The organism is Winogradskyella sp. ABM4_392 (assembly GCF_056160445.1).
Window position 1 is genome coordinate 225310 of the sequence record NZ_JBSWXE010000002.1, and the last position, 23014, is coordinate 248323.

General features: G+C 33.1%; 17 protein-coding genes. 9 read left to right on the forward strand and 8 right to left on the reverse strand.

What is annotated here, in order from left to right; translation table 11 throughout:
• Positions 1-2 precede the first annotated feature (2 nt).
• Positions 3-1121: a GTP cyclohydrolase gene (locus tag ACXAFS_RS07125; RefSeq protein ID WP_475306114.1), complete on the forward strand. Its 1119-nt coding sequence runs from the start codon at positions 3-5 to the stop codon at positions 1119-1121.
• Positions 1122-1175: 54 nt separating this feature from the next.
• Here the strand turns inward: ACXAFS_RS07125 and capB are convergent, their stop codons facing one another.
• The 3 genes from capB to ACXAFS_RS07140 all read right to left on the reverse strand — a co-directional run bounded on the left by capB (position 1176) and on the right by ACXAFS_RS07140 (position 5810).
• Complete coding sequence (gene capB, locus ACXAFS_RS07130) at positions 1176-2435, reverse strand: cysteate-C-fatty acyltransferase (RefSeq protein ID WP_475306115.1); 1260 nt, start codon at positions 2433-2435, stop codon at positions 1176-1178.
• A gap of 203 nt (positions 2436-2638) precedes the next feature.
• Positions 2639-3676, reverse strand: coding sequence for a cysteate synthase (capA, locus tag ACXAFS_RS07135; protein ID WP_475306116.1), 1038 nt, complete (start codon positions 3674-3676; stop codon positions 2639-2641).
• A gap of 70 nt (positions 3677-3746) precedes the next feature.
• On the reverse strand, positions 3747-5810 hold the full coding sequence (locus ACXAFS_RS07140) for a S9 family peptidase (RefSeq protein WP_475306117.1): 2064 nt from the start codon (positions 5808-5810) through the stop codon (positions 3747-3749).
• A 79-nt stretch (positions 5811-5889) separates the two neighbouring features.
• On the opposite strand from ACXAFS_RS07140, the gene ACXAFS_RS07145 reads away from it, so the two are divergent.
• Positions 5890-6213, forward strand: a complete 324-nt coding sequence (locus tag ACXAFS_RS07145) for a YbaB/EbfC family nucleoid-associated protein (protein ID WP_475306118.1) — start codon at positions 5890-5892, stop codon at positions 6211-6213.
• 2 nt (positions 6214-6215) lie between these two features.
• On the opposite strand, the gene ACXAFS_RS07150 is transcribed toward ACXAFS_RS07145, so the two are convergent.
• A complete protein-coding gene (locus ACXAFS_RS07150) occupies positions 6216-7235 on the reverse strand; it encodes a threonine aldolase family protein (RefSeq protein WP_475306119.1) in 1020 nt (339 codons plus the stop codon).
• Positions 7236-7266: 31 nt separating this feature from the next.
• Complete coding sequence (locus tag ACXAFS_RS07155; protein ID WP_475306120.1) at positions 7267-8442, reverse strand: ATP-grasp domain-containing protein; 1176 nt, start codon at positions 8440-8442, stop codon at positions 7267-7269.
• Between the two features lie 288 nt (positions 8443-8730).
• Here ACXAFS_RS07155 and ACXAFS_RS07160 point away from each other — a divergent pair, with 288 nt between their 5' ends.
• The 7 genes from ACXAFS_RS07160 (at position 8731) to ACXAFS_RS07190 (ending at position 17260) form a co-directional block, all read left to right on the forward strand.
• Positions 8731-9921, forward strand: coding sequence for a hypothetical protein (locus ACXAFS_RS07160; protein ID WP_475306121.1), 1191 nt, complete (start codon positions 8731-8733; stop codon positions 9919-9921).
• A 139-nt stretch (positions 9922-10060) separates the two neighbouring features.
• Positions 10061-11159, forward strand: a protein-coding gene (prfB, locus tag ACXAFS_RS07165) for a peptide chain release factor 2 (RefSeq protein WP_475306122.1) whose coding sequence is annotated in 2 segments (ribosomal slippage) — positions 10061-10123 and positions 10125-11159 — 1098 coding nt in all. Because the reading frame shifts where the segments join, the coding sequence is not laid out codon by codon here.
• Positions 11160-11204: 45 nt separating this feature from the next.
• Complete coding sequence (gene arsC, locus ACXAFS_RS07170) at positions 11205-11546, forward strand: arsenate reductase (glutaredoxin) (RefSeq protein WP_475306123.1); 342 nt, start codon at positions 11205-11207, stop codon at positions 11544-11546.
• A gap of 10 nt (positions 11547-11556) precedes the next feature.
• Positions 11557-12030 carry a hypothetical protein gene (locus ACXAFS_RS07175; RefSeq protein ID WP_475306124.1) on the forward strand — a complete coding sequence of 158 codons (474 nt, stop codon included), beginning with the start codon at positions 11557-11559 and terminating at the stop codon, positions 12028-12030.
• 118 nt (positions 12031-12148) lie between these two features.
• Complete coding sequence (locus ACXAFS_RS07180; protein ID WP_475306125.1) at positions 12149-14632, forward strand: TonB-dependent receptor; 2484 nt, start codon at positions 12149-12151, stop codon at positions 14630-14632.
• A 74-nt stretch (positions 14633-14706) separates the two neighbouring features.
• Positions 14707-16596: a DUF294 nucleotidyltransferase-like domain-containing protein gene (locus ACXAFS_RS07185; RefSeq protein ID WP_475306126.1), complete on the forward strand. Its 1890-nt coding sequence runs from the start codon at positions 14707-14709 to the stop codon at positions 16594-16596.
• Position 16597: 1 nt separating this feature from the next.
• Positions 16598-17260 (forward strand): 3'-5' exonuclease, encoded by a 663-nt coding sequence (locus ACXAFS_RS07190; protein WP_475306127.1) that lies wholly within the window; start codon positions 16598-16600, stop codon positions 17258-17260.
• A 71-nt stretch (positions 17261-17331) separates the two neighbouring features.
• On the opposite strand, the gene ACXAFS_RS07195 is transcribed toward ACXAFS_RS07190, so the two are convergent.
• From ACXAFS_RS07195 to ACXAFS_RS07205, 3 genes are all read right to left on the reverse strand, one after another.
• The gene (locus ACXAFS_RS07195; RefSeq protein WP_475306128.1) at positions 17332-20253 is read right to left on the reverse strand and encodes a T9SS type A sorting domain-containing protein; all 2922 of its coding nucleotides are present in this window, start codon (positions 20251-20253) and stop codon (positions 17332-17334) included.
• Entirely contained in the window at positions 20250-21089 is an 840-nt protein-coding gene (locus ACXAFS_RS07200) for a tetratricopeptide repeat protein (RefSeq protein ID WP_475306129.1), read from the reverse strand. Before ACXAFS_RS07200 ends, ACXAFS_RS07195 begins: the two co-directional genes overlap by 4 nt.
• 255 nt (positions 21090-21344) lie before the next feature.
• Positions 21345-22976 carry an isocitrate lyase gene (locus ACXAFS_RS07205; RefSeq protein WP_475306130.1) on the reverse strand — a complete coding sequence of 544 codons (1632 nt, stop codon included), beginning with the start codon at positions 22974-22976 and terminating at the stop codon, positions 21345-21347.
• Positions 22977-23014: the final 38 nt, after the last annotated feature.

Genomic DNA, 23014 nt, shown 5'->3' on the forward strand with positions numbered 1-23014 from the left:
ACATGATTACAGTTAAAGAAGTAACCGACAAAAAAGGCCTAAAAACCTTTGTAAAGTTTCCGTTTTCACTCTACAAAGACTCAAAATATTGGGTTCCGCCTATTATAAAGCAAGAATTAGAAACGTTTAACAAGGATAAAAATCCAATATTTAAAGATGCTGAAGCTAGGTTTTTCTTAGCCTATAAAGGAAATTCTGTCGTAGGAAGAATAGCTGCTATTGTAAATTGGCTAGAAGTCAATAAACAACAAATAAAAAAAATGCGCTTTGGTTGGTTTGATTTTGTTGATGATATGGAAGTGAGCAAAACACTATTAGATACCATAGAAAATATTGGACGCAATCATAAGCTTGAATATGCCGAAGGACCTGTTGGGTTTTCTAACCTTGATAAGGTTGGTGTAATGACAGAAGGTTTTGATAGTATAGCACCAATGATTACGTGGTATAACCATCCATATTATGCAAATCATTATACAACTCATGGTTATGCTATTGAAAAAGCATATTCGGAAAGTAAATTTCCTTTTAAAAATGTAAAACCAGAAACATTTAAAAAGGCTCAAGAACTTATAAAGCGTAGATATAAATTAAAAGCTTTAAAATTTACTAAGACTGAAGAAGTAATGCCTTATGCTGATAAGATGTTTGATCTGTTCAATGAAAGCTATGCATCCTTATCGTCATTTGTTGAGATTACAGATATTCAAAAAGAATATTTTAAAAAGAAATTTATCAGTTTTGTTAATCCTGAATATATAAAGTTTGTTGTAGACGAAAACGATAAATTAATTGGTTTTGCTATTGTAATGCCAAAATTTGCCGAGGCTCTTCAAAAGGCAAAAGGTAAACTATTCCCATTTGGTTTTAGACATATTTTAAAAGCCAAGAAAAATAGTAAGGATGTAATTTTTTATTTAATAGGAATACATCCAGACTATCAAAATAAAGGTGTTCATGCTGTAATTTTTAACGAATACTATGAAACCTTTACACAAAAAGGTATTGAAACTTGCTACAGAACACCAGAATTAGAGGACAATGAAGCAATTCATAAAATATGGAAACACTTTGACCCTGTTGTTTATAAGCGACGAAAAACATTCCGAAAAGATTTATAAAAGAAAAAGGCTCTGTAATTAAACAGAGCCTTTTTTATTGTTAAAATAGAAGAATTATTCTCCCATTGCAGCAGTTAATGCTGCAGACATTCTTTTATAAGTACCATTTTCTAAACGCTCTCTAATAGCATCAAAAGCATCTAAGGTTTCCTTTACATCTTGTAATGTATGCGTTGCTGTAGGAATCATTCTTAATAGAATTAATCCTTTAGGTATTACAGGGTAAACTACTATAGAACAGAATATCCCATGATTTTCACGAAGGTCTTTTACTAAAGCCATGGCTTCAGGAATACTTCCTTTTAAGTATACAGGAGTAACACAGCTCTGCGTTGTTCCGATATCAAAACCACGTTCTTTTAAACCAGATTGTAACGCATTTACAATTGTCCAAAGGTTTTGCTTCAATTCTGGCATTGTACGTAACATATCTAATCGCTTTAATGCACCAACAACAAGCTGCATTTGTAACGATTTAGCAAACATTTGCGAACGTAAATTATATTTTAAATAATCAATGATTTCCTGATCACCTGCAATGAAAGCACCAGTGCTTGCCATAGACTTGGCAAACGTTGCAAAGTATACATCGATATCATCCTGTACTCCTTGCTCCTGCCCTGCACCAGCACCTGTTTCACCTAAAGTTCCAAAACCATGTGCATCATCAACAAATAATCTAAAATTGAATTTCTTTTTAAGCGCTACGATTTCTTTTAATCTACCTTGCTCACCACGCATACCAAACACACCTTCAGAAATCACTAAAATTCCACCACCAGTTTGCTCGGCCATTTTTGTAGCTCTCTCAAGGTTTTTCTCCAAGCTCTCAACATCATTATGCTTATATGTAAAACGCTTACCCATGTGCAAACGGACACCATCAATGATGCATGCATGCGCATCAACATCGTAAACAATAATATCATCCTTAGAAACCAATGCGTCTATAGTAGATACCATTCCTTGGTAACCAAAGTTTAACAAATAAGCTGCTTCTTTATTTACAAATTGAGCAAGTTCATTTTGTAATTGTTCGTGCAAATCTGTATGACCAGACATCATACGAGCTCCCATAGGGTAAGCAGAACCATATTTAGCAGCAGCCTCAGCATCTACCTTTCTCACTTCCGGATGATTCGCTAAACCTAAGTAGTCATTAATACTCCAAGTAATCACTTCTTTTCCTTGAAATTTCATTCTATTCGAAATTTCTCCTTCTAACTTTGGAAATACAAAATAACCTTCTGCTTGAGCAGCCCATTTTCCTAAAGGTCCTTTATCTCGATAAATCTTTTCAAATAAATCCTTCATACGTTGCGATTGCTATTAATTCTTCTATTCTAAAGTTAAGGTATTAAAACAGAAGTTAACATTATATTAGTTTTATTAGTGGGAGCAAAATTAGGCAATATTATTATGCAATCATAATATTATTTAACCTAACTATTCACTAAGTTTTAAACATAAAAAAAGCCTGCCCTAAGTAGGCAGGCTTTATATTTTTAGTTAATTATTTACTTTATGTATTGAATTGTCGTAGAAACTTCGTTTTTACTATCAAAGAATCCTTGGTCTTCCATCCATTTATCACTGTAAACTTTACTCATATAACGAGAACCATGATCTGGGAAAACAACAACAACCTTATCCGTTGGTTTAAACTCTCCTTCTTCGTTTAATTGTTTTATAGCTTGCATTGCAGCACCACTTGTGTAACCAACAAATAATCCTTCAGTGTTAGATATTTCTCTTGCTGTATGAGCACTTTCCTCATCAGTTACCTTTATAAACCTGTCGATAACATCAAAATCTGTAGCTGTTGGTATTAGATTTTTACCTAAACCTTCAATTCTGTATGGGTAAATCTCTTTTTCATCAAACTCTCTTGTCTCATGATATTTCTGTAATACAGAGCCATAAGCATCAACACCAATTATTTTTACGTTTGGATTTTGCTCTTTAAGGTACTTAGCAATTCCAGAAATGGTACCTCCTGTTCCACTACAAGCAACTAAATGTGTAATTTCACCATTAGTTTGATCCCAAATTTCTGGACCAGTGGTGTTGTAATGAGCATCAATATTTAATTGATTAAAATATTGATTGATGTAAATAGAACCTTTAATCTCTTCGTGTAAACGCTTTGCAACTTGGTAATAAGATCTTGGGTCATCAGCATTTACATGAGCTGGGCAAACATAAACCTTAGCTCCCATAGACCTTAACATGTCTATTTTGTCTGCAGAAGACTTTGAGCTCACAGCTAATATGCATTCGTAACCTTTAATAATACTAACCATAGCTATACTAAATCCTGTATTACCAGAAGTTGTTTCTATAATTGTATCACCAGGTGTTAAAATGCCCTGACGCTCAGCTTCTTCAATAATGTGTAATGCAATTCTATCCTTAGAAGAATGACCTGGATTGAAAGCTTCTACTTTAGCATAAAACTCACCATCGTAGTCTGCGGTCATTCTGTTTAACTTGATAAGTGGTGTACTACCTATAAGTTGTAATACGTTATCAAATACATTTTTGATTTTGTCCATAAATGCTATTTAATCAAGTGCAAAAAAATTACACTCTAAAACCTCGCAAAACTAATACTTTTTTTTTAAATCAACTCGAAATACCTTCTAAATCTAATAGAAAAGCAAATTCTTCCGCGTCTTCTTTAATACTTTCAAAACGTCCAGAAGCACCACCATGTCCTGCATCCATATTAGTTTTAAGGTATAATCTATTATTATCGGTTTTAAAATCCCTAAGCTTAGCGACCCATTTTGCAGGTTCCCAGTACTGAACTTGAGAATCGTGTAAGCCTGCAGTTACCAACATGTTCGGGTAATCTTTTGCTTCAATATTATCGTATGGAGAATAGGATTTCATGTATTCATAATACAATTTGTCATTAGGATTTCCCCATTCATCATACTCACCTGTTGTAAGAGGAATTGAATCGTCTAACATAGTGGTAACCACGTCTACAAAAGGCACAGCTGAAATAATTCCATTATATAGTTCTGGTGCCTTGTTAATAATTGCTCCCATTAATAAGCCTCCTGCACTTCCTCCCATTGCGTACAAATGCTTTGAAGATGTATATCGTTCTTTAATTAAGTGAATTGAACACGCAATAAAATCTGAAAATGTATTCTTTTTATTTAAGAGTTTTCCATCCTCATACCATTGGCGTCCTAAATACTCTCCACCTCTAATATGAGCTATTACATAGATAAAACCTCTGTCTAACAAGCTCAATCTTATTGTAGAGAAATAAGGATCTACTGTGGAGCCATAACTACCATATGCATACTGTAATAACGGATTATTACCATCCTTTTTAATCCCTTTTTTGTACACCACAGACATTGGTATTTTTGTTCCGTCCTCAGCAGTTGCCCATATACGCTCAGATATATAGTTTTCTTTATTAAATTTTCCGCCTAAAACCTCTTGTTCTTTTAAAACTGTTTTGGTTTTTGTTATCATATTGAATTCAATAACAGAAGCAGGAGTGGTTAGTGCATTGTACGCATAACGCAAAGTGGCTGTATCGAACTCTACATTGGTCGTAGTGTACGCTGTATAAGTTTCGTTATCAAATGGCAGATAATAATCTTGTTTATTATCCCAACGTATTATCCTAATTTTATTAAGTCCATTATCACGCTCACTAACTACAAGATAATTTTTAAAAATATCTATGTTTTCTAAGAGCACTTCTTTTCTATGCGGTATGACTTCTTCCCACTGATCTAATGACCTATTTTTTTCCGGGCATTTCATTAACTTAAAGTTAATAGCTTTATCCTTGTTAGTAAGAATATAGAAATAACCATTATAGTGCGAAATGCTATACTCCAAGCCTCTTACACGAGGTTGAAAAACTTCAAATTTACCATTAGGATTATCAGCATTAAGAATATGATATTCATTAGTTAAGGTACTATAACACGCAATAATGATATATTTTCTTGATTTTGATTTGTAAACTGTTGTACCAAAGGTTTCATCTCCTTCTTGAAAAATTAAAGTATCTTCTTCTTTTGAGCATAGTTTATGCCTAAAGATTTGATATGCTCTAAGGGTTATTGGATCTTTTAGTGTATAAAACAAAGTTTGGTTGTCATTTGCCCAAGTCGAAGATCCTGTTGTGTTTTCAATGCTATCTTTATAAACTTTGTGAGTTGCTATGTCTTTAACCTGAATGGTATATTGCCTTCTACCAGTTGTATCTATGCCATAAGAGACTTTTTTATTATCTGGGCTAATACTAATACCAACAAGTTTAAAATAGCTTTGTCCTTCTGCCATTTTATTACAGTCAAATAGCAATTCTTCAGGGTTTTCAAGAGATTCTTTTTTTCTGGTGTATATTGGATAATCCTTGCCTTTTTCAAACCTGGTAATATACCAGTAACCATTATATTTATACGGTACAGAAGAATCATCTTCCTTTATTCGGGCTTTCATTTCTTCAAATAAATCCTTTTGAAATGCTTTGGTATGTGCCATTTGAGCATCACAATAAGCATTTTCAGCTTTTAAGTAGTTTATAACCTCTGGATGCTCTCTATCTTTCATCCAGAAATAATTATCAACTCTCACATCACCATGTTTTTCTAATTGGTGAGGAATCTTTTTGGCTATTGGCGGATTTACTACAGAGTTCTTACTCATATTGTTTTTAAGAAAATTTTAATCTGAAAAAGTGTCGCAATTTAGTAATTTTGCATCGTAAATTTTAAAAGACAAAGATATGTTTGGAGATATGATGGGAATGATGAGCAAATTAAAAGAAGCTCAGAAAAAAGTTGAGGAAACTAAAGAACGTTTAAATACGGTTTTAATTGACGAAACCAGTAGTGATAACAAGTTGAAAGTAACAATTACTGCAAATAGAACAATTAAGTCTATTTCAATTGATGATGAGTTACTTCAAGATAAAGAAATGCTTGAAGATTATCTTATCCTAACCCTAAATAAAGCCATTGAAAATGCAACAAATGTAAACGAAACCGAAATCGCTGCAGTTGCTAAAGAAGGCATGCCAAACATACCTGGTATGGATATGTTTAAATAGTTTTATAAACTCTTAAGCGTTTTTAACACTACTTCATGCATATTGTTGGTGTAATCTAAATGCGTTACCATGCGTAACTTGTTACTACCCATACCAATAATATGTATATTTTTTTCTTTTAATCGGTTAAGAAAATCCTCCTCACTAATTGTATCATTTACTTCAAAAATGACAATATTAGTTTCTATAGGTTCTACTTTTTTGATAAAAGGTAATCCAGACAGAACTTCACCTATTTCTTTAGCTTTTTGATGATCTTCCTCAAGACGTTCAATATGATTATCTAAAGCATATAAACCTGCTGCAGCTAAATATCCTACTTGACGCATTCCACCACCTAGAATTTTTCTTATACGAAGTGCGCCTTTCATAAGCTCGTTTTTTCCTATGAGCACAGATCCTATTGGACAGCCTAAGCCTTTACTTAAACAAACAGATATAGTATCGAATAATTCTCCATATTGCTTAGCACTTTCTTGTTTGGCAACCAGAGCATTCCACAGTCTTGCTCCATCTAAATGATAACCTAATTTATGCTTAACAGCAACTTGCCTAATCTTTTTTAGTTCTTCATAATCCCAACATGCACCACCACCTTTGTTTGTAGTATTTTCAATCTCAATTAAAGAGGTTAATGGACTATGATAAAAATCTGGAGGATTTATAGTAGCTTCTGCTTGTTCCGCAGTAAACAATCCTCTATGACCATCTATTAATTTGCATGATATACCACTATTAAATGATGCACCTCCACCTTCATAATTATAAATATGTGCGTACTTATCACAAATAACTTGATCACCAGGATTAGTGTGTAACTTTAGTGCTGTTTGATTTGCCATTGTACCTGTTGGAAAAAACAAAGCTTCGTCCATTCCAAACATTTCTGCTAGTCTGTTTTCAAGTGCATTTACTGAAGGATCTTCTTTATAAACATCATCACCAACTTTGGCAGACATCATAACATCTAGCATTTCCTTTGTTGGCTTTGTAACTGTGTCGCTTCTTAAATCTATTATCATAAACTTATTTATCTGTTGTAAAGATAATATTCTAAGACATTTTCTTTTTAAGAATTTTTGAAGATATGACGTTGTTAATTATCCATATAAACTTACACCAGACGACCAATGGATCTTTTAATAAAAATTTAATCGGAGTATTATTAAAGATAAACTTGATTTTGAAAATTAATAAAGGATTAATTAGTATCCGATTTAATAGCCCATCTACATTAACAAAGCTTTTATTTTCTACAGGTTTAAAATTAATTTTTCTTTGCATTGAAGACAAACACAATATGTAAGGAAAATTTACATTCATCATTGCAGAGGCTTCTGTGTTAAACCAAAACCTAGGGTTAATCTCAATCACTTTGTAGGTCTTTTCTATTTTATCAAACCTAAAATCAATATTCGCAACACCAGACCAATTTAGGGATAACATTAAATCTTTCATTAATTCTAATAGACTGTCATCATTAAAAAAAATAAATTCAGTTTGAGGTGTAACTTTAACGCTTTTTACTAAAGCTGCTTTTTGCATGGTATAAGCTAGTAATTTGCCCTTTTCGCAAAATACATTACAAGTTACATCAAAGCCTTCAATAAAATCTTGGAGTAAAATTTCGTGGTTTTTTTTGGGCAACTTAAGGTAATCAATAAACTCTTTTTGATTTTTTAAGAGAAAAACACCTGAACCACCTTGTGTATCTGTTGTAGGCTTTACTATAAATGGGAAACTTAGTTTAGAATGATAATTTGTAGTCTCAGCAGATATTAACTCACTATTAGGACAAGGGATATTATTTGATTTTAGATGCTTATACAATAAACCTTTATCCATTGCTAATCTTAAAAATGATAATTCTGGCAATGTACAGAGTTTACCTCTACTCTTCAACAAGTGTTCATTTTCAACTATTCGCTTCGTTGTTTTATCTAGGACTGGTATTATACAATCTATATTATTGTTTAGAACAATGTCATCAATTCTATTTAACCATTTAGAATCTGTAGTAATTGGATCGTAAAAATACTTTTCAATATACCTTGAGTACTTAAGACAACAACTATTATTAGTTGATAGATCAAAAAATCTATTTGTGTGAGAAGAAAGCACATATATCTTTACGTTTTTCATCAAAGAAAAACTATACACTACATTATAAATCAATGTGGCTTCACCATCTGGTATCAAAACAGAAAAAGTGTTACGTTTCTTTTTCATCTAAAAGTATTTGGAGCTACTAATAATCATTGCACATTTAATAACAACTTAAGTGTAAACGATGGATGGCATTTAAAAAGTTGCCCAAAAGTAAATAATTATAAACCAGATAAAATTTTCTTCGATAAATGGAATACTTATTCAGTTATCTGAAAAATTGTTTTTATCGATAAAAATTGAAGTTTAACTATTCAACTAATAAATCTTCAACTTTATCAACTTTTTAATGTGTTAACATTTTTAACAAATATTTTTACACAAATAATGCTATTAACCTAATTAATAATTATGAAACACATTACTAAATTAGTATTGCTTGTGGCCCTTGTAGTTTTTGCCTCATGTCAAAACGAGAGCACACAAGAAACTGAAAATCAACAACAAGACCCCTTAAGATTCGATGAAAAGGGCATGGTTGTATCTGACGGTGAAGAAGACAAGGAATTAATGTTCAACGAAAGAAGTGAAGACCTTGTATCTCCATCTGAAAGCTTCACAATAAGCGGTGAAAGCTATGGAAGCAACTATGGCGGTAACAATAATACAGATTGTACTCCAGATTTACTTGACACTGGTTATGATGCAACTGTAAACATTGAAGTTATAAGTAAGCCAGGAACAAATGGTTACTTTGATATTTCAATAGATGGTGCTGATATCATATCGGCTTACTGTTCTGATAGAGAACCAACACTGAGAGCAACTGATGATTTCTTAGATTTCACAGTAGTATCTACGTATGATACAGCTATTTTACCTGGTGGTTCTTTCGGAGACGTTTATACAAATCCTCAAAACTTTGACAAAGTTAACTGGATTTTAAACAATATTGACATTAGTGCTGGATCACAATATACTTATGGTCATGTGCAATATGCAATGTGGAGACTTATTGAAGGACCTTTCGTAAATGATTTCCCTAATTACTTAACAAACCCTGTTCTTCAGTGGAATGAAGAAATTGACGGTGCATTAGGAGAAGAAATTTATGATGCTGCAGTGGCAAATGGTGAAGGATATACACCAGGATGTGGTGAAAAAGTAGGATTACTTTTAATACCTGAAGATTATGATAATGTACAAGCGTTATTAATCTCAAAAGATTTACCTGAGCCTGAATGTAACGATTGTGTAGGTAAAGTAAACCAAATAACATTTAAGTGGGATTGGCATAACGATTATAGAGTAAGATTATACCAACGTTACGAAAACACTTGTTATGCTGTTAAAATATTTGACGATGTTGTAGGTCAGGATGATGAAATGGCTGTTAGTGGTGCTAACCATGATGGTACTTTCGGTAAGTGGATTTATGTTTACGTAGGTAACTGTTATTACACTAAGTTTAAAACTAACTGTTACTTAAACATAGGACCTGGCTACAAGCGTGGTGTTGTTGAAGTAGTTAGTGGAACTAGTACACAGGGTGGCGAACTTTGTGAATACGAGCCTCCAACACACTACTGTTGGTGGTGGTAATCAATTATTGTTACCAATAATAAAATACAAACCGTCTAAATCAATATTTAGGCGGTTTTTTTATTTCCACATAAAAAAGCATTTCAAAAATTATGGCACTTTATGTATGGCTATTATATTTGCAGAAACACCTAAATTTATGATAACATCAGATCAAATTAAAGATCTTAATTCCCGTCTAGACATACTTAGACAGTATCTTTGACTTAGATACTAAGCTCATAGAAATTGCCAACGAAGAAGAACAAACCTTTGACCCTAACTTTTGGAACGATTCAAAAAAAGCCGAACAGGTTATGCAATCTATAAGAGAAAAGAAAAGTTGGGTAAATGATTTTAATGCTGCCAACACACTTTTTGAAGATTTAGAAGTCATTTACGAATTCTATAAAGAAGAGGAAGCCTCTTTGGAGGATGTAGAAAATCGATTTGGAAAAGCTGTTAAAGCTATTGAAAAACTTGAGTTCAAAAATATGCTTTCTGAAGAAGGTGATAGTTTAAGTGCTGTTTTACAAATAACCGCTGGCGCTGGTGGTACAGAATCTTGTGATTGGGCAAGTATGCTTATGCGTATGTACTTAATGTATGCTGAAAAAAGTGGTTTTAAAGTTAAAGAGCTCAATCATCAAGAAGGTGATGTTGCTGGTATTAAAACAGTAACATTAGAAATTGAAGGCGATTATGCTTTTGGGTGGTTGAAAGGTGAAAACGGTGTACATCGTTTGGTAAGGATTTCACCTTTTGACAGTAATGCAAAACGTCATACAAGTTTTGCATCAGTATATGTATATCCACTGGTTGATGATTCCATAGAAATAGAAATAAATCCGGCAGATATAGAGATAACAACAGCACGATCTAGTGGAGCTGGTGGGCAAAATGTGAATAAAGTTGAGACAAAAGTTCAACTATTACATAAGCCTACTGGTATACAAATTCAATGTTCAGAAACACGCTCACAGCATGATAATAGGGCCAGAGCAATGCAAATGCTTAAATCTCAGCTGTATGAAATAGAACTTCAAAAACAAATGGCACAACGCGAAGATATTGAAGCTAGTAAAATGAAGATTGAATGGGGAAGTCAGATTAGAAACTATGTTATGCACCCTTACAAATTAGTTAAAGATGTGCGTACAGCACACGAAACCGGTAATGTAGATGCTGTAATGGATGGTGATTTAGAACCATTTTTAAAGGCATACCTTATGATGATGGGACAGAAAAGTGATGAGTAATAGTTTCAAAAAACTATTGGCATAAAAATTGAACAATAAAATAGTATGATAACAATTTACCATAATCCAAGATGCAGAAAATCTAGAGAGGGTCTAACTTTACTGGAAGAATCCGGCAAAACCTTTGAAGTTGTAAAATACCTTGAAGATTTATTAAATGAGGAAGACCTCACGGCAATTATCTCAAAATTAGGCATAAAACCAATTGATCTGATTAGAAAAAATGAAGCTATTTGGAAATCAGACTATAAAAGCAAAAAATTATCAGACAAGCAAATCATTAACGCTATGATTGAGCATCCCAAACTAATAGAAAGACCTATCGTTGTTAATGGTAAAAAAGCCGTAATTGGCAGACCAAAAGAATTAATACTAGATATTATATAGTTTTATAATCATGAAAAAAATAACATTATTAGCTTTAGCATTACTCCTAGGATTTAGCTTAAACGCTCAAACTCGTAGAGATCGAATGGGAAATCCCATAATAAACAGAGAACCATCAAAAGAAGAAATAGCAAAATACGAACAAAAGTTAGAAGAACGTAAAGACGAATATATTGCAAACTTCTTGACAACACTAGAGGCTGACGATTTTCAAAAAGAAATTATTAAACAATATCTTAATTCTTACTTCGAGGCAAAAAAGGAAGTTTTAAAAGTAAAGTACGAACGCATTTTTGACAGAGAACAAGCCATAAAAAAATTAGATGAATCTCACTTTAAGGACTTAGAAGAGTTAATATCAGAAAATGATATGACCAAAATTAAAGATATGATTAAAGGCGACTTTGACGAAAGTGAGGTCAAAAAGAAGAAGAAGAAGAAGAAGAAAAAACGCAAGAAGAAAAAGAAAGACAAAGACCAATAGTCAATATCTATTCTAAAATTGAAAATCCGTATTTTCCTTTAACATAAGATTAACCAAATGCACCGCAAGTAAAAGTAATTTTGCTCATCTAAAAAAGCAAAACAACTAACCACTTGTGATGAAAATAAATTTACCTCTATTCCTAATCTTATTGTTTAACCTCTCATTATCTTTCGCTCAAAAGGATATAAAAATTGAGGGTAAAGTAGTCGAAGAAGGCACAAACATTCCGCTCGAATACGCCACAATAACTCTAAAAACTACTACTGACAATAAAGTTGTAACTGGAGGTATTACTGACATTGATGGAAAATTCAGTATAGAAGTTGCCTCTGGCTCATACAATATATATGTAGAATATATTTCTTATGTAACAAAAGAATATTTAAACAAAACACTAACAAATTCTATTGATCTGGGCACTGTAAGTTTAGCTCTTGATGTAGCTTCTTTAGATGAAGTTACCGTCGTAGCTGAAAGAACCACAGTAGAAATCAAGCTCGATAAAAAAATCTATAATGTAGGTAAGGATTTAACCGTAAGAGGCGGAACCGTTAGTGATGTGTTAGACAATGTACCTTCTGTTTCTGTAGATGTAGAAGGTGCTGTATCACTTAGAGGAAATGATGATGTTAGAATTCTCATTAACGGAAAACCTTCTGGTTTAGTAGGTCTAAACTCAACAGATGCTCTTAGACAATTGCCAGCAGAATCTATAGAGCGCGTAGAAGTAATTACCTCACCATCTGCTAGATATGATGCTGAAGGCTCAGCTGGTATTCTAAACATAATTTTAAGACGTAGTAAACTCGAAGGGCTAAATGGTGCCATTACAGTTAATGGTGGTTATCCTTGGCAAGCAGGTGTATCTGGAAACATAAACTACAGAACTGGTGATGTAAATATATTCAACACAACAAGCTACGATTACAGAGAATCGCCAGGTAATGCTACAAATGAAACAGAGTACTTTAACGATGATGAGCCTAGTACATTCTTAACGGAAGACAGAGATTTCGATCGTATACGTAAGGGTTACAGTACTAATACAGGTGTAGAATGGTATATTAATGAAACAAGTTCTATTACAGCTTCTTTGGTTTACAGAGATAGCGATAATGAGCGCAATACATTTAATGTTACCAGAGAGTTTGACGCAAATAATACTTTACTTAATACAACCATTCGTAAGGATCCAGAATTTGAAGACGATAAAACAGTACAGTATGCTCTCAGCTATGACAAACAGTTTAATGGTGACAGCCAACATAAGTTAACTTTCGATTTTCAATACGAAGACAGTAGAGAGTTAGAACAGTCTATCATAAACCAAAATGGCTTTGATGTAGAGTTTGTAGAAACCGATGAAAACCAAGACCGTATACTATTACAAGCCGACTATGTGCAACCAATTAATGAAACTGGTCAGTTAGAATTAGGGTATCGTGGTGAGTTTTTCGACTTGTTCACAGATTACTTAGTTGAATCTAGTTTTGATGATGGAGAAACATTTCAGGTAAACACCAACTTGAGTAATTCGCTTAACTTTAAACAATACGTTAATGCATTCTACACGCAATACGGTAATAAAATAGGCGAAAAATTCTCTTATCTATTAGGATTACGTTACGAAGGCACCAGAATAACAATAGACCAAGTTACTAGTGGAGACTTTGATAAAAAGGATTACCATCAATTATTCCCAACTGTAAATCTGGCATTTGAGTTATCCGAAGATGAAAATATTACTTTAGGCTACAACAGACGTATAAGACGACCACGATCTAGATTTATTAACCCATTTCCTTCGAGAAGTAGTGCTACTAACCTATTCCAAGGAAATCCCGATTTAGACCCAAGTACGTCAGATGCTTTTGATATCGGTTATTTTAAGAAGTTCGGTAAATTATCATTAACAAGTTCTATCTATTTCCAACGTGCTAAAGATGCATTTAACTTTGTAGCTCTAGAAACCGATAATTTCTACATTTTTGAAACCAACCAGACAGTAAATGTTAACGATCCTGATTTTGAGCAATTAAATGAAGATTTTGATCTTGTACCAGTCATAAGACGAACACCAATAAATCTTGCTACTAACGATCGTTTTGGTTTAGAATTTACTTTAACATACAGACCAACAAAAAAGTGGAATCTTAATGGTAATTTCAACTTATTCAACTCAAGCACTAGAGGTGATTTTGAAGGACAAAACTTTGACGCGGATAACCTTAGTTGGTTTGTGCGCTTAAACAACAAATACACATTACCAGGCAATATAGACTGGCAAACACGCTTATTCTACAGAGGACCAAGTGAAACGGCTCAGAGCAAAAATCAAGGTATATTTTCTACTGACTTGGCATTTAGTAAAGACTTATTTAATGATAAGGCATCTATAGCCTTTAACGTAAGAGATGTTTTTAACTCTCGTAAGCGTAGAAGTGATAACTTTACAGATACCTTTACTAATTATAGTGAGTTTCAATGGCGCGTACGTTCATTTAATTTAGCATTCACATATCGTTTCAACCAACAAAAGAAACGCGAACGTGGTGGACGTGGTGAAGGTGGTGGAGAAGATTTTGATTTTGAAGGATAAAAATCTATAGCATTTTAGCAACAAAAATGACCTTTCTCATATATGATAGGTCATTTTTTAGTTAAATTGCTTACATGAATACCATTGCAGAGCGTATATACGATTACTTAAAGGGTTTTCCACCATTCAATTTATTGACAAAAGATCAGCTTCTATCTGTTTCAAAATCAGTTGATGTAATTTATTTAGAAAACAATCAGTTTCTTTTTGAGATTGGACAGCCTGTTGTTAATCATTTTTATGTTGTGCGAGATGGTGCAATAGGTCTATTTAGAGCAAATAATAATCTTGTAGACAAATGCGACGAAGGCGATATTTTTGGTCTTCGTGCCCTACTTCGCAAAGGAGAGTATAAACTCAACGCAAGAGCAATAGAAGAAAGTATTGTTTACAGTATCTCTCTTGAAAATTTGGAAGCTTATATTACAGCTAATGTTGATGCAAGCCAGTTTTTAATGGCAAGTTTTGTCTCTAACACAAGAGGAAAAAATCCTAATGATGACGATTTTGTAAAATCACTACAAAGCTCAACTGAATATACTTATTTACAAACGGCAGACTATTCTAAAAATCCTATTACTTGTGGCATTGACACCAAAATAAATGAAGCTGCAAGCATCATGACCGAAAAGCATGTAGGTTCTATTGTAATTACAAAAGAAAATAAACCTATTGGGATTATTACAGACAAAGATTTAAGAACAAAAATTGCAACAGGCAAACATTCTATAGAAGATTCGGTTTCTAGTATAATGTCTTCACCTGTTATTACTTATCCTGAAACCATTACTGTTGCCGAAGCCCAAATTGCCATGTTAAAACATAAGATTACACACTTATGTATTACCAAAGATGGCACAAACGATTCAGAGTTAACCGGAATACTTTCTGAACATGACATAATTGTTCTCAGAGAGAATAATGCTTCAGCACTAATCAAAGAAATTAAAAGAAGCCGTTCTGCGGCACAACTTAAAGATATAAGACGACGTACAGAAAAACTATTAACACGTTATTTAGAACAAGATATTCCTATAGATTTTATTTCAAGATTAGTATCTGCTATAAACGATACTATAACGCAAAGAATCATTGAGTTTTCTATTGCTAAAATGGATAAAAAACCACCAACAGAATTTGCATGGTTAGCAATTGGTAGTCAAGGTCGGCAAGAACAATTATTAATGACAGATCAGGATAATGCATTAGTTTTTGAAGATGTTGATGAAGAAAAGCATAATAGTACGCAGTCATACTTTTTAAAACTATCAGATTATATAAATAAAGATTTAGAAATAGTAGGTTTTGAATTGTGTCCAGCAAAGATGATGGCTAATAATCCTAAATGGTGCAAATCGGTTTCAGAATGGTCTCAACAATTCAATAGTTGGATTACCACACCAGACCAAGACAACCTTATGCTCTGCACTATTTTCTTTGATTACGAACATGTTTATGGCGATTTAGAACTTGTGAATCAATTGTCTGAAAGCATCTTTAAGAGTATTGATAGTTATGACATCTTTTTAACTTATTTAGGAAGAAATGCGTTGCAAAATCCACCACCATTAAGCTTTTTTAGACAGTTCCTAGTAGAAGACGATGGCGAACATAAAGACCAGTTTGATATAAAAGCTCGTGCTATGATGCCTCTGGTAGATGCAGCAAGATTATTAATTCTTTCCCACAATATAAAAGCTGTAAATAACACTATAGAACGCTTTGAAAAACTCGTAGAATTAGAACCACAAAACAAAGACACCTATTTGTTTTGTATAGAAGCTTATAAAAACCTTTTAACCTTTAGAACAGAACAAGGTCTAAGACATAATGATTCTGGTAGGTTTATAGATTTAGAATCCCTAGACAAAGGCAATCGTCTACAATTAAAACGTACTTTTAAAGCTGTAAAGGATGTACAAGAACTTATAAAAATGCGCTTTAAACTTTCTCAATTACTTTAAAATGAATTGGTTTAAACGGAAATCTTACCCTGAATTTTGGGAGAATTACAAAAGTTGCTTTTCAAGAACACAAAAGCAAAATATTGAACACATACGATTTGTAGTTTTTGATACTGAAACTACAGGATTGAATACTAAAACTGATAGAATTTTATCAATAGGCTGTATAGCTATAGAGGGATTAAAAATTAAAGTATCAGACCAATTAGAATTGTATATCAAACAAGAAACATTTAATGCTGATACTGTAAAAATACATGGTCTATTAAAAGAAGGAAAACTTATTAAGCATGAAGAGCCTGAAGCAATAGAGCATTTCTTAGAATATATTAAAAACGCGGTTTTAGTGGCTCATCATGCTGCATTCGATGTTGCCATGATCAATACAGCTCTTACAAGATTAGGATTACCAAAACTAAAGAATCGAGTTTTGGATACAGGGCAGATCTTTCAAAAAACAAAACTAGACACTAGCAAAACTCATTTTGGTCTAGATGAATTATCTAACCGATTTAATATACCGCTTCATGATAGACATACAGCCTCTGGTGATGCCTACATAACTGCATTACTTTTTTTAAAGTTAGTTTTTAAGTTAAAATCAAACTCTAAAATTACCTTGAGTGATTTGGAAAGGATTCCTAGACGTATTGGGCTTTTGTAACCAATATTTTACAAACAAAAAAACACATTCAAAATTGAATGTGTTTAAATTTCTTGGCTGATTAAGTACTATTAGTTTATAATTACTTTTTCTGTTCTTATCGCACCTAAAACATTAAGCTTTACGATATATACACCAGATTGTAGCGCTTCAACATTTATTGAGTTTACTGTACTTCCGTTTTCTAATGTACGTGTTAGCACCAATCTACCTTGAACGTCGTAAAGATTCAATTGCGCAGAACCATTCAACTTACCATTAACATTCAATACATCTGGATTACTACTTGTAAAAATCTCTAATCCACTGATATTATTTGAATCATTAGACAATGTAGAAGGTGAAAAATGCAAGAAAAATCTACCAGTACCTTGTAAATCTTCAATTGCTGTAAAGCTATAGCTATTTGTATTTAACAGGGTGAAAGTGTTTTCTAAATTATCTTCCAGATAAACATTAATGTCCTCAGACAAATCACTTTCATGAATATTAACATTTATATTATCACCATTTGAAGCATTGATTCCTAATGGCACCACAACACTTTCCACATCTTCAAAAGACAAACATTGGATGGCTAGGTCTACTCCAACATTATCAGCAACTAAATGAGAATATAATGAGAAATTAGCATCACTTGCATCTAGAGATCCTGCATCATAACCTATATCTAAACCAGATGAACAATTCTCTGAAAAGTAGAAGTCCGTATCGTAATTATTAGCAGCATTTTCAATTCTTAAACTCAGGTGAGAGATTGAACTACTGTTTCTACCCAAAATAAAATCATCATTACCAATCGTAGTTCGCATCGAAGATGTAAATGATAAGTTATCCGAACCGCCAGTACCATTTGAGAACACGAAAAACCCTTGTCCTGGTGCAATATTTTTACCAACATTCTGAACATTATTTATAATTGTCCATATCCCAGAACCATCGGTACCAGCATTATAACCATAAACAGCATTGTAGTTTGAATCTAACACATCATTACCAGAAGATCCATTTTCGCTAATAAATGCCTGAGCATCTAGGTAACTTGTATACGGATTACCTACCAAATTCCATGAACTAGCAGAACCAGCTGAAATTGTAGTAGAAACATCACCTACACTAACTGCTCCTGTAAATACAACAGGACTACCATCTATTGTTGCTCCTCGATAACCTTTACCAGCTTCAAGAGGTGTGGTTTCATTTACAACAATATCATAGTTTTCATAATTACCAGATACGTTGTTAAAAGGAGCAAATGCTCTTAAATTATTAGATGCAGCTATGTTTTTATTCCAATCAGCAAAATCACTAAAAGCTTCCATGGTACCATCAGTCACTGGAGACGATACTAAATCATTTCCGCCACCAGAAGAAGAACCAATTTGATTAACATATCTCTCATATCTAGTCCTACCACTCACAGTGCTTGTAGACGAAGGAAGCAAACTAGAATAAGCATCTGAATCTGATTCTAAAACAATACTTTTTGCAGTTAAACTAATACCAGAGTCAACGATTAAATTACCATCAGGATTAACAACTACTGTATTAAAAGTAGTATTAGCTGTTATATTAGCATCACCTGCAACGACAATCAAATCATCAGATGCTGTTGCTACACCATTAGGATTATTACCATCTTGCCAACCATTATCGTATACATAATCTGGACCTTTATGAATAGTGAAAGTATCCTCAACAACACCTGTATCTCTTAGATATTTCATTGTTAGATTATTTCCATTGACTTCTAAAATACCTGATCCATAATTTCTTACAGAGTAATACATTGCGTTATGATCTAAATCTCCACTAGCACGACGAGAGGCTGTGGCATTTACAGAGTAAACAGTTCCTATACCTGCATTATCACCGATTGAAGATTTACTATATGCACCATCACCATTGGGTTTACCATCTCCATCACCGTTTGGACCAATAGTATTTATTCTAGCGTCAAAAGAAGCTGACTCGCCATAATGACCGTTAATAAAATAAGATCTTTCATAAGATTCACTATGTCCTGCAATAATCAAATCTATACCATTTGCTTCTAACATTGGTATAACGTTCTCACGCATTTCAATAAGTTCTATTTCAGCAGGATTACCATTTCTATCAAAACCTTCGGAAGGATGCCAACCTTTTGAATATGGCGGATGATGCCAAACACCAATAACCCATTGCTGTGTTGTATTTTGAATATCATTTAATGCCCAATTATACATAGCACCACCAACAGATCTGTCTTCACCAAATGAGTTTAAAACTATAAAGTGAATATTACCATAATCGAATGAATAATAAGATTCCGTTCCCGATGCTAAACCACCAGATTCACCAGCTGTTGGAAAAGTAAAAATATTATAATAAGCTCCTTCAGGATTAGTAGAACCAACATACTGCCCATCAATATTACCAATTGTAGACCATAAAATGGAGTTCTGTAACTTTTCATAAAAAAAGCTGAATAGATGGTTCTGATATTGAACATCTGTACCATGAGAATCAGCATTATCGCCTGTTAAAATAATTCCATCTGTTACATTATTTCCCACGTATGAATGGTATGCATCTCTAACAGCACCTGTGTTTGTCGGATTAAAGTAAGTTTTTCCTATACCTCCAAGTATCCAAAAAGTATAAGGATCTACAGTACCAACTGTAGGATGCGTTTTAAAATATATATCATTACTATTAGATAAAAGACTACCACCTGTACCCAACCTGTAGTAATACACAGTTCCTGCAGTGAGACCACTTATATCAACCTCATGATCTGTTTTTAATGTAGCATCACTATAAGTAGAATAAGATGCAAAGGTTGCATCAGTACTATATTCTACAACCGATGTATCATTTACATCAGTTCGCCATTTAATAGTAACACTTGTTTCAGTTCCTTTTTGAAGATATGGCAATCTATCTAATGTTTGTCCAAACGAAGACAAACCAATAAATAGTAAAAGTAAAAGTGTGTAATTTCTTCTCATATTTTTTCTATTTTCTCAAGCTCGTTTCTTTTTGATTGTAATTCTGAATAAAATTCCTTCATGAATTTTGTATTTCTTAATCTATATGGAAGTTTCCTATAGCTCTCTTCAGCCCTAGCTATACAAAATCTTGCTTCTTTAAATTTTTGCTGTTCAATCTGAATATTAGCAAGTTTTAAATATGCGCGTTCTTTTCTGTTACTTATTTCAATAACTTTAGTTTGAAACTTTGCAGCAGAATCAAAATCTTGCATATCTATATAATTTGAAATAAGTTTATTGTAAAGAACAATGATATCACCCAAATCCTCTATTCCTTGAATTAATATTTTTTGTGAACGTTGCTTACCTTGCTCAGTATCTATTGCATACCAAGCTTTTGAAGCGTATAAATAATATTCGGGAAGAACGACATTAGATTTCTGTACTACTTCATTGTATAATTGTGCAGATTTCTCATACTTTTTCTTTTTAAAGGATATATCTGCAAGTAACTTCAGTGCATGAATATTATCACTATCGTCTTTTAATATTTTTTTAATAATTCTTCTACAGTTACTGTATTTATGAAGATGATAATAACTTTTAGCTATTAAGTGATTCTGTTCAAAACTATCTAAACCTAGTTTCTTTGAGTACTTAAAATCGCTTAGACTATTGGTAAAATTATTATGCTGGTAGTAAAGCTCACCTCTTTTGAAATATAGATAAGCACTATCTGGGTATTGTTTTATTTCTTCAGTGACTTTTACAATCCTCTTGTGCAAATCACCATGGGCATAAAGACCTGTACCAGAGAGTACAAACAACAATATATAGAGTAATTTAAATCGCAAAGTTTATAATTGTTTGGGGTAATTAATAGCTTATCAAAAGAAATTAAAATTTAAACAGTAATTGAAAAATTTAGACAAAGTGTAATATTACTTGTTTAAATACAGCGCATTAAAAAAATAAACGTCAAAATGTAAATTAAATCGCTAACCATCAAAATGTTAAAACAAAAAAACACATCCAAAATTGGATGTGTTTTCTCCTAACTAAATTAATAAACAACCGATTATTGTCAAATTAACTATATGGCCATATCATTAAGCTACTACGCTTAATTTCTTTTTTTCTTTAATTTCATTTCCTTTTGCCTCAAACTGATTTGAAGTATTCTTTTCGCCACCTGCTTTTAAGGCTTTATCACCAGCAAAGAATGTTTTGTGGTCATCACCAAGGTCAGAACCTGCCATTCTTTGGTGTTTTACGCAAGACACACCTTTTCTAATTTCTTGACGCTGCACATCTCTTACATATGCAAGCATACCCTCATTACCAAAGTAGCCTTCGGTTAAATCATTCATATGTAATGCTGTGGTGTGATATGTTGGCAACGTAATTAAATGGTGGAATATACCAGCTTCTCTAGCACCATCTATTTGGAACGTTTTAATCTTCTGATCTGCTCTGTGACATAATTCTGTACCGTCATACTCTGCGCTCATTAGGTTATTTCTATCATAAGCGGTCATATTTTCTCCTTCAGCAAGCATTTCCTCAAAGACTTGATTACGGAAATTTAAAGTCCAATTAAATGATGGAGAATTATTATACACCAACTTAGCATTTGGCACCACTTCACGTACGCGATTTACCATATGTGCAATTTGCTTTACGTTTGGTGTTGGAGTTTCAATCCATAACAAATCTGCACCATTTTGTAGACTCGTAATACAATCTAGCACTACTCTATCGATGTTAGAACCATCTTTAAATTTATACAACCCATTTGGTAATCTTATTGGTCTTACGAGTTTACCATCTCGCTTCAATAATACTTCATCTTCTTTTACATCATCCATAGTCACTTCTTCAGCATCTACAAATGCTAAATATTTTGACGCCAAATCACCTGGCTCTTTACTTACAGGCAGTTTTTGTGTTAATCCTGCACCTTCAGAATCTGTACGAGCGACAATAACACCATCCTCTACACCTAACTCTAAAAATGCATAACGTACTGCATTTAATTTAGCTATAAAATCTTCGTGCGGAACGGTTACCTTTCCATCTTGGTGACCACATTGTTTAGCATCAGAAACCTGGTTTTCAATCTGAATAGCACAAGCACCAGCTTGAATCATCTTTTTCGCCAATAAATACGTCGCTTCCTCATTACCAAAACCAGCATCGATATCTGCTATGATTGGTACAATATGTGTTTCAAAATTATCAATCTCGTTTTGAACATCTTCTCCATTGGCTTGTCTTCTGAATAAATCATTAAGTTCAATAGCATCTGCTTGACGTAAGAAATCGTAAATCTCAGCAATTAAAGCAGGTACAGCCGTTTTTTCGTGCATAGATTGATCTGGTAATGGTCCAAATTCTGAACGTAATGCCGCAACCATCCAACCAGATAAGTATAAGTAACGTTTACTTGTTGTTTTGTGGTGTTTCTTTACTGCAATCATTTTTTGTTGCGCCACAAAACCGTGCCAGCAACCTAATGATTGTGTATAGTTTGAAGAATCTGCATCATAATCCGCCATATCTTGACGCATTATGGCTGCTGTATATTTTGCAATATCCAAACCTGTTTTAAAACGATTTTGAGTTGCCATTCTTGCAGCATTTTCTGGATTAATTGCTGCCCAATTGTTACCAAATTTTGTTTTTAAATCTTTTACAGTCTGTAAAGCAGAAGCATAATTAGATTGTGGTAAATTTTTCATAATTTTGAAATGTATTAATGATACTTTAGATTTAATAT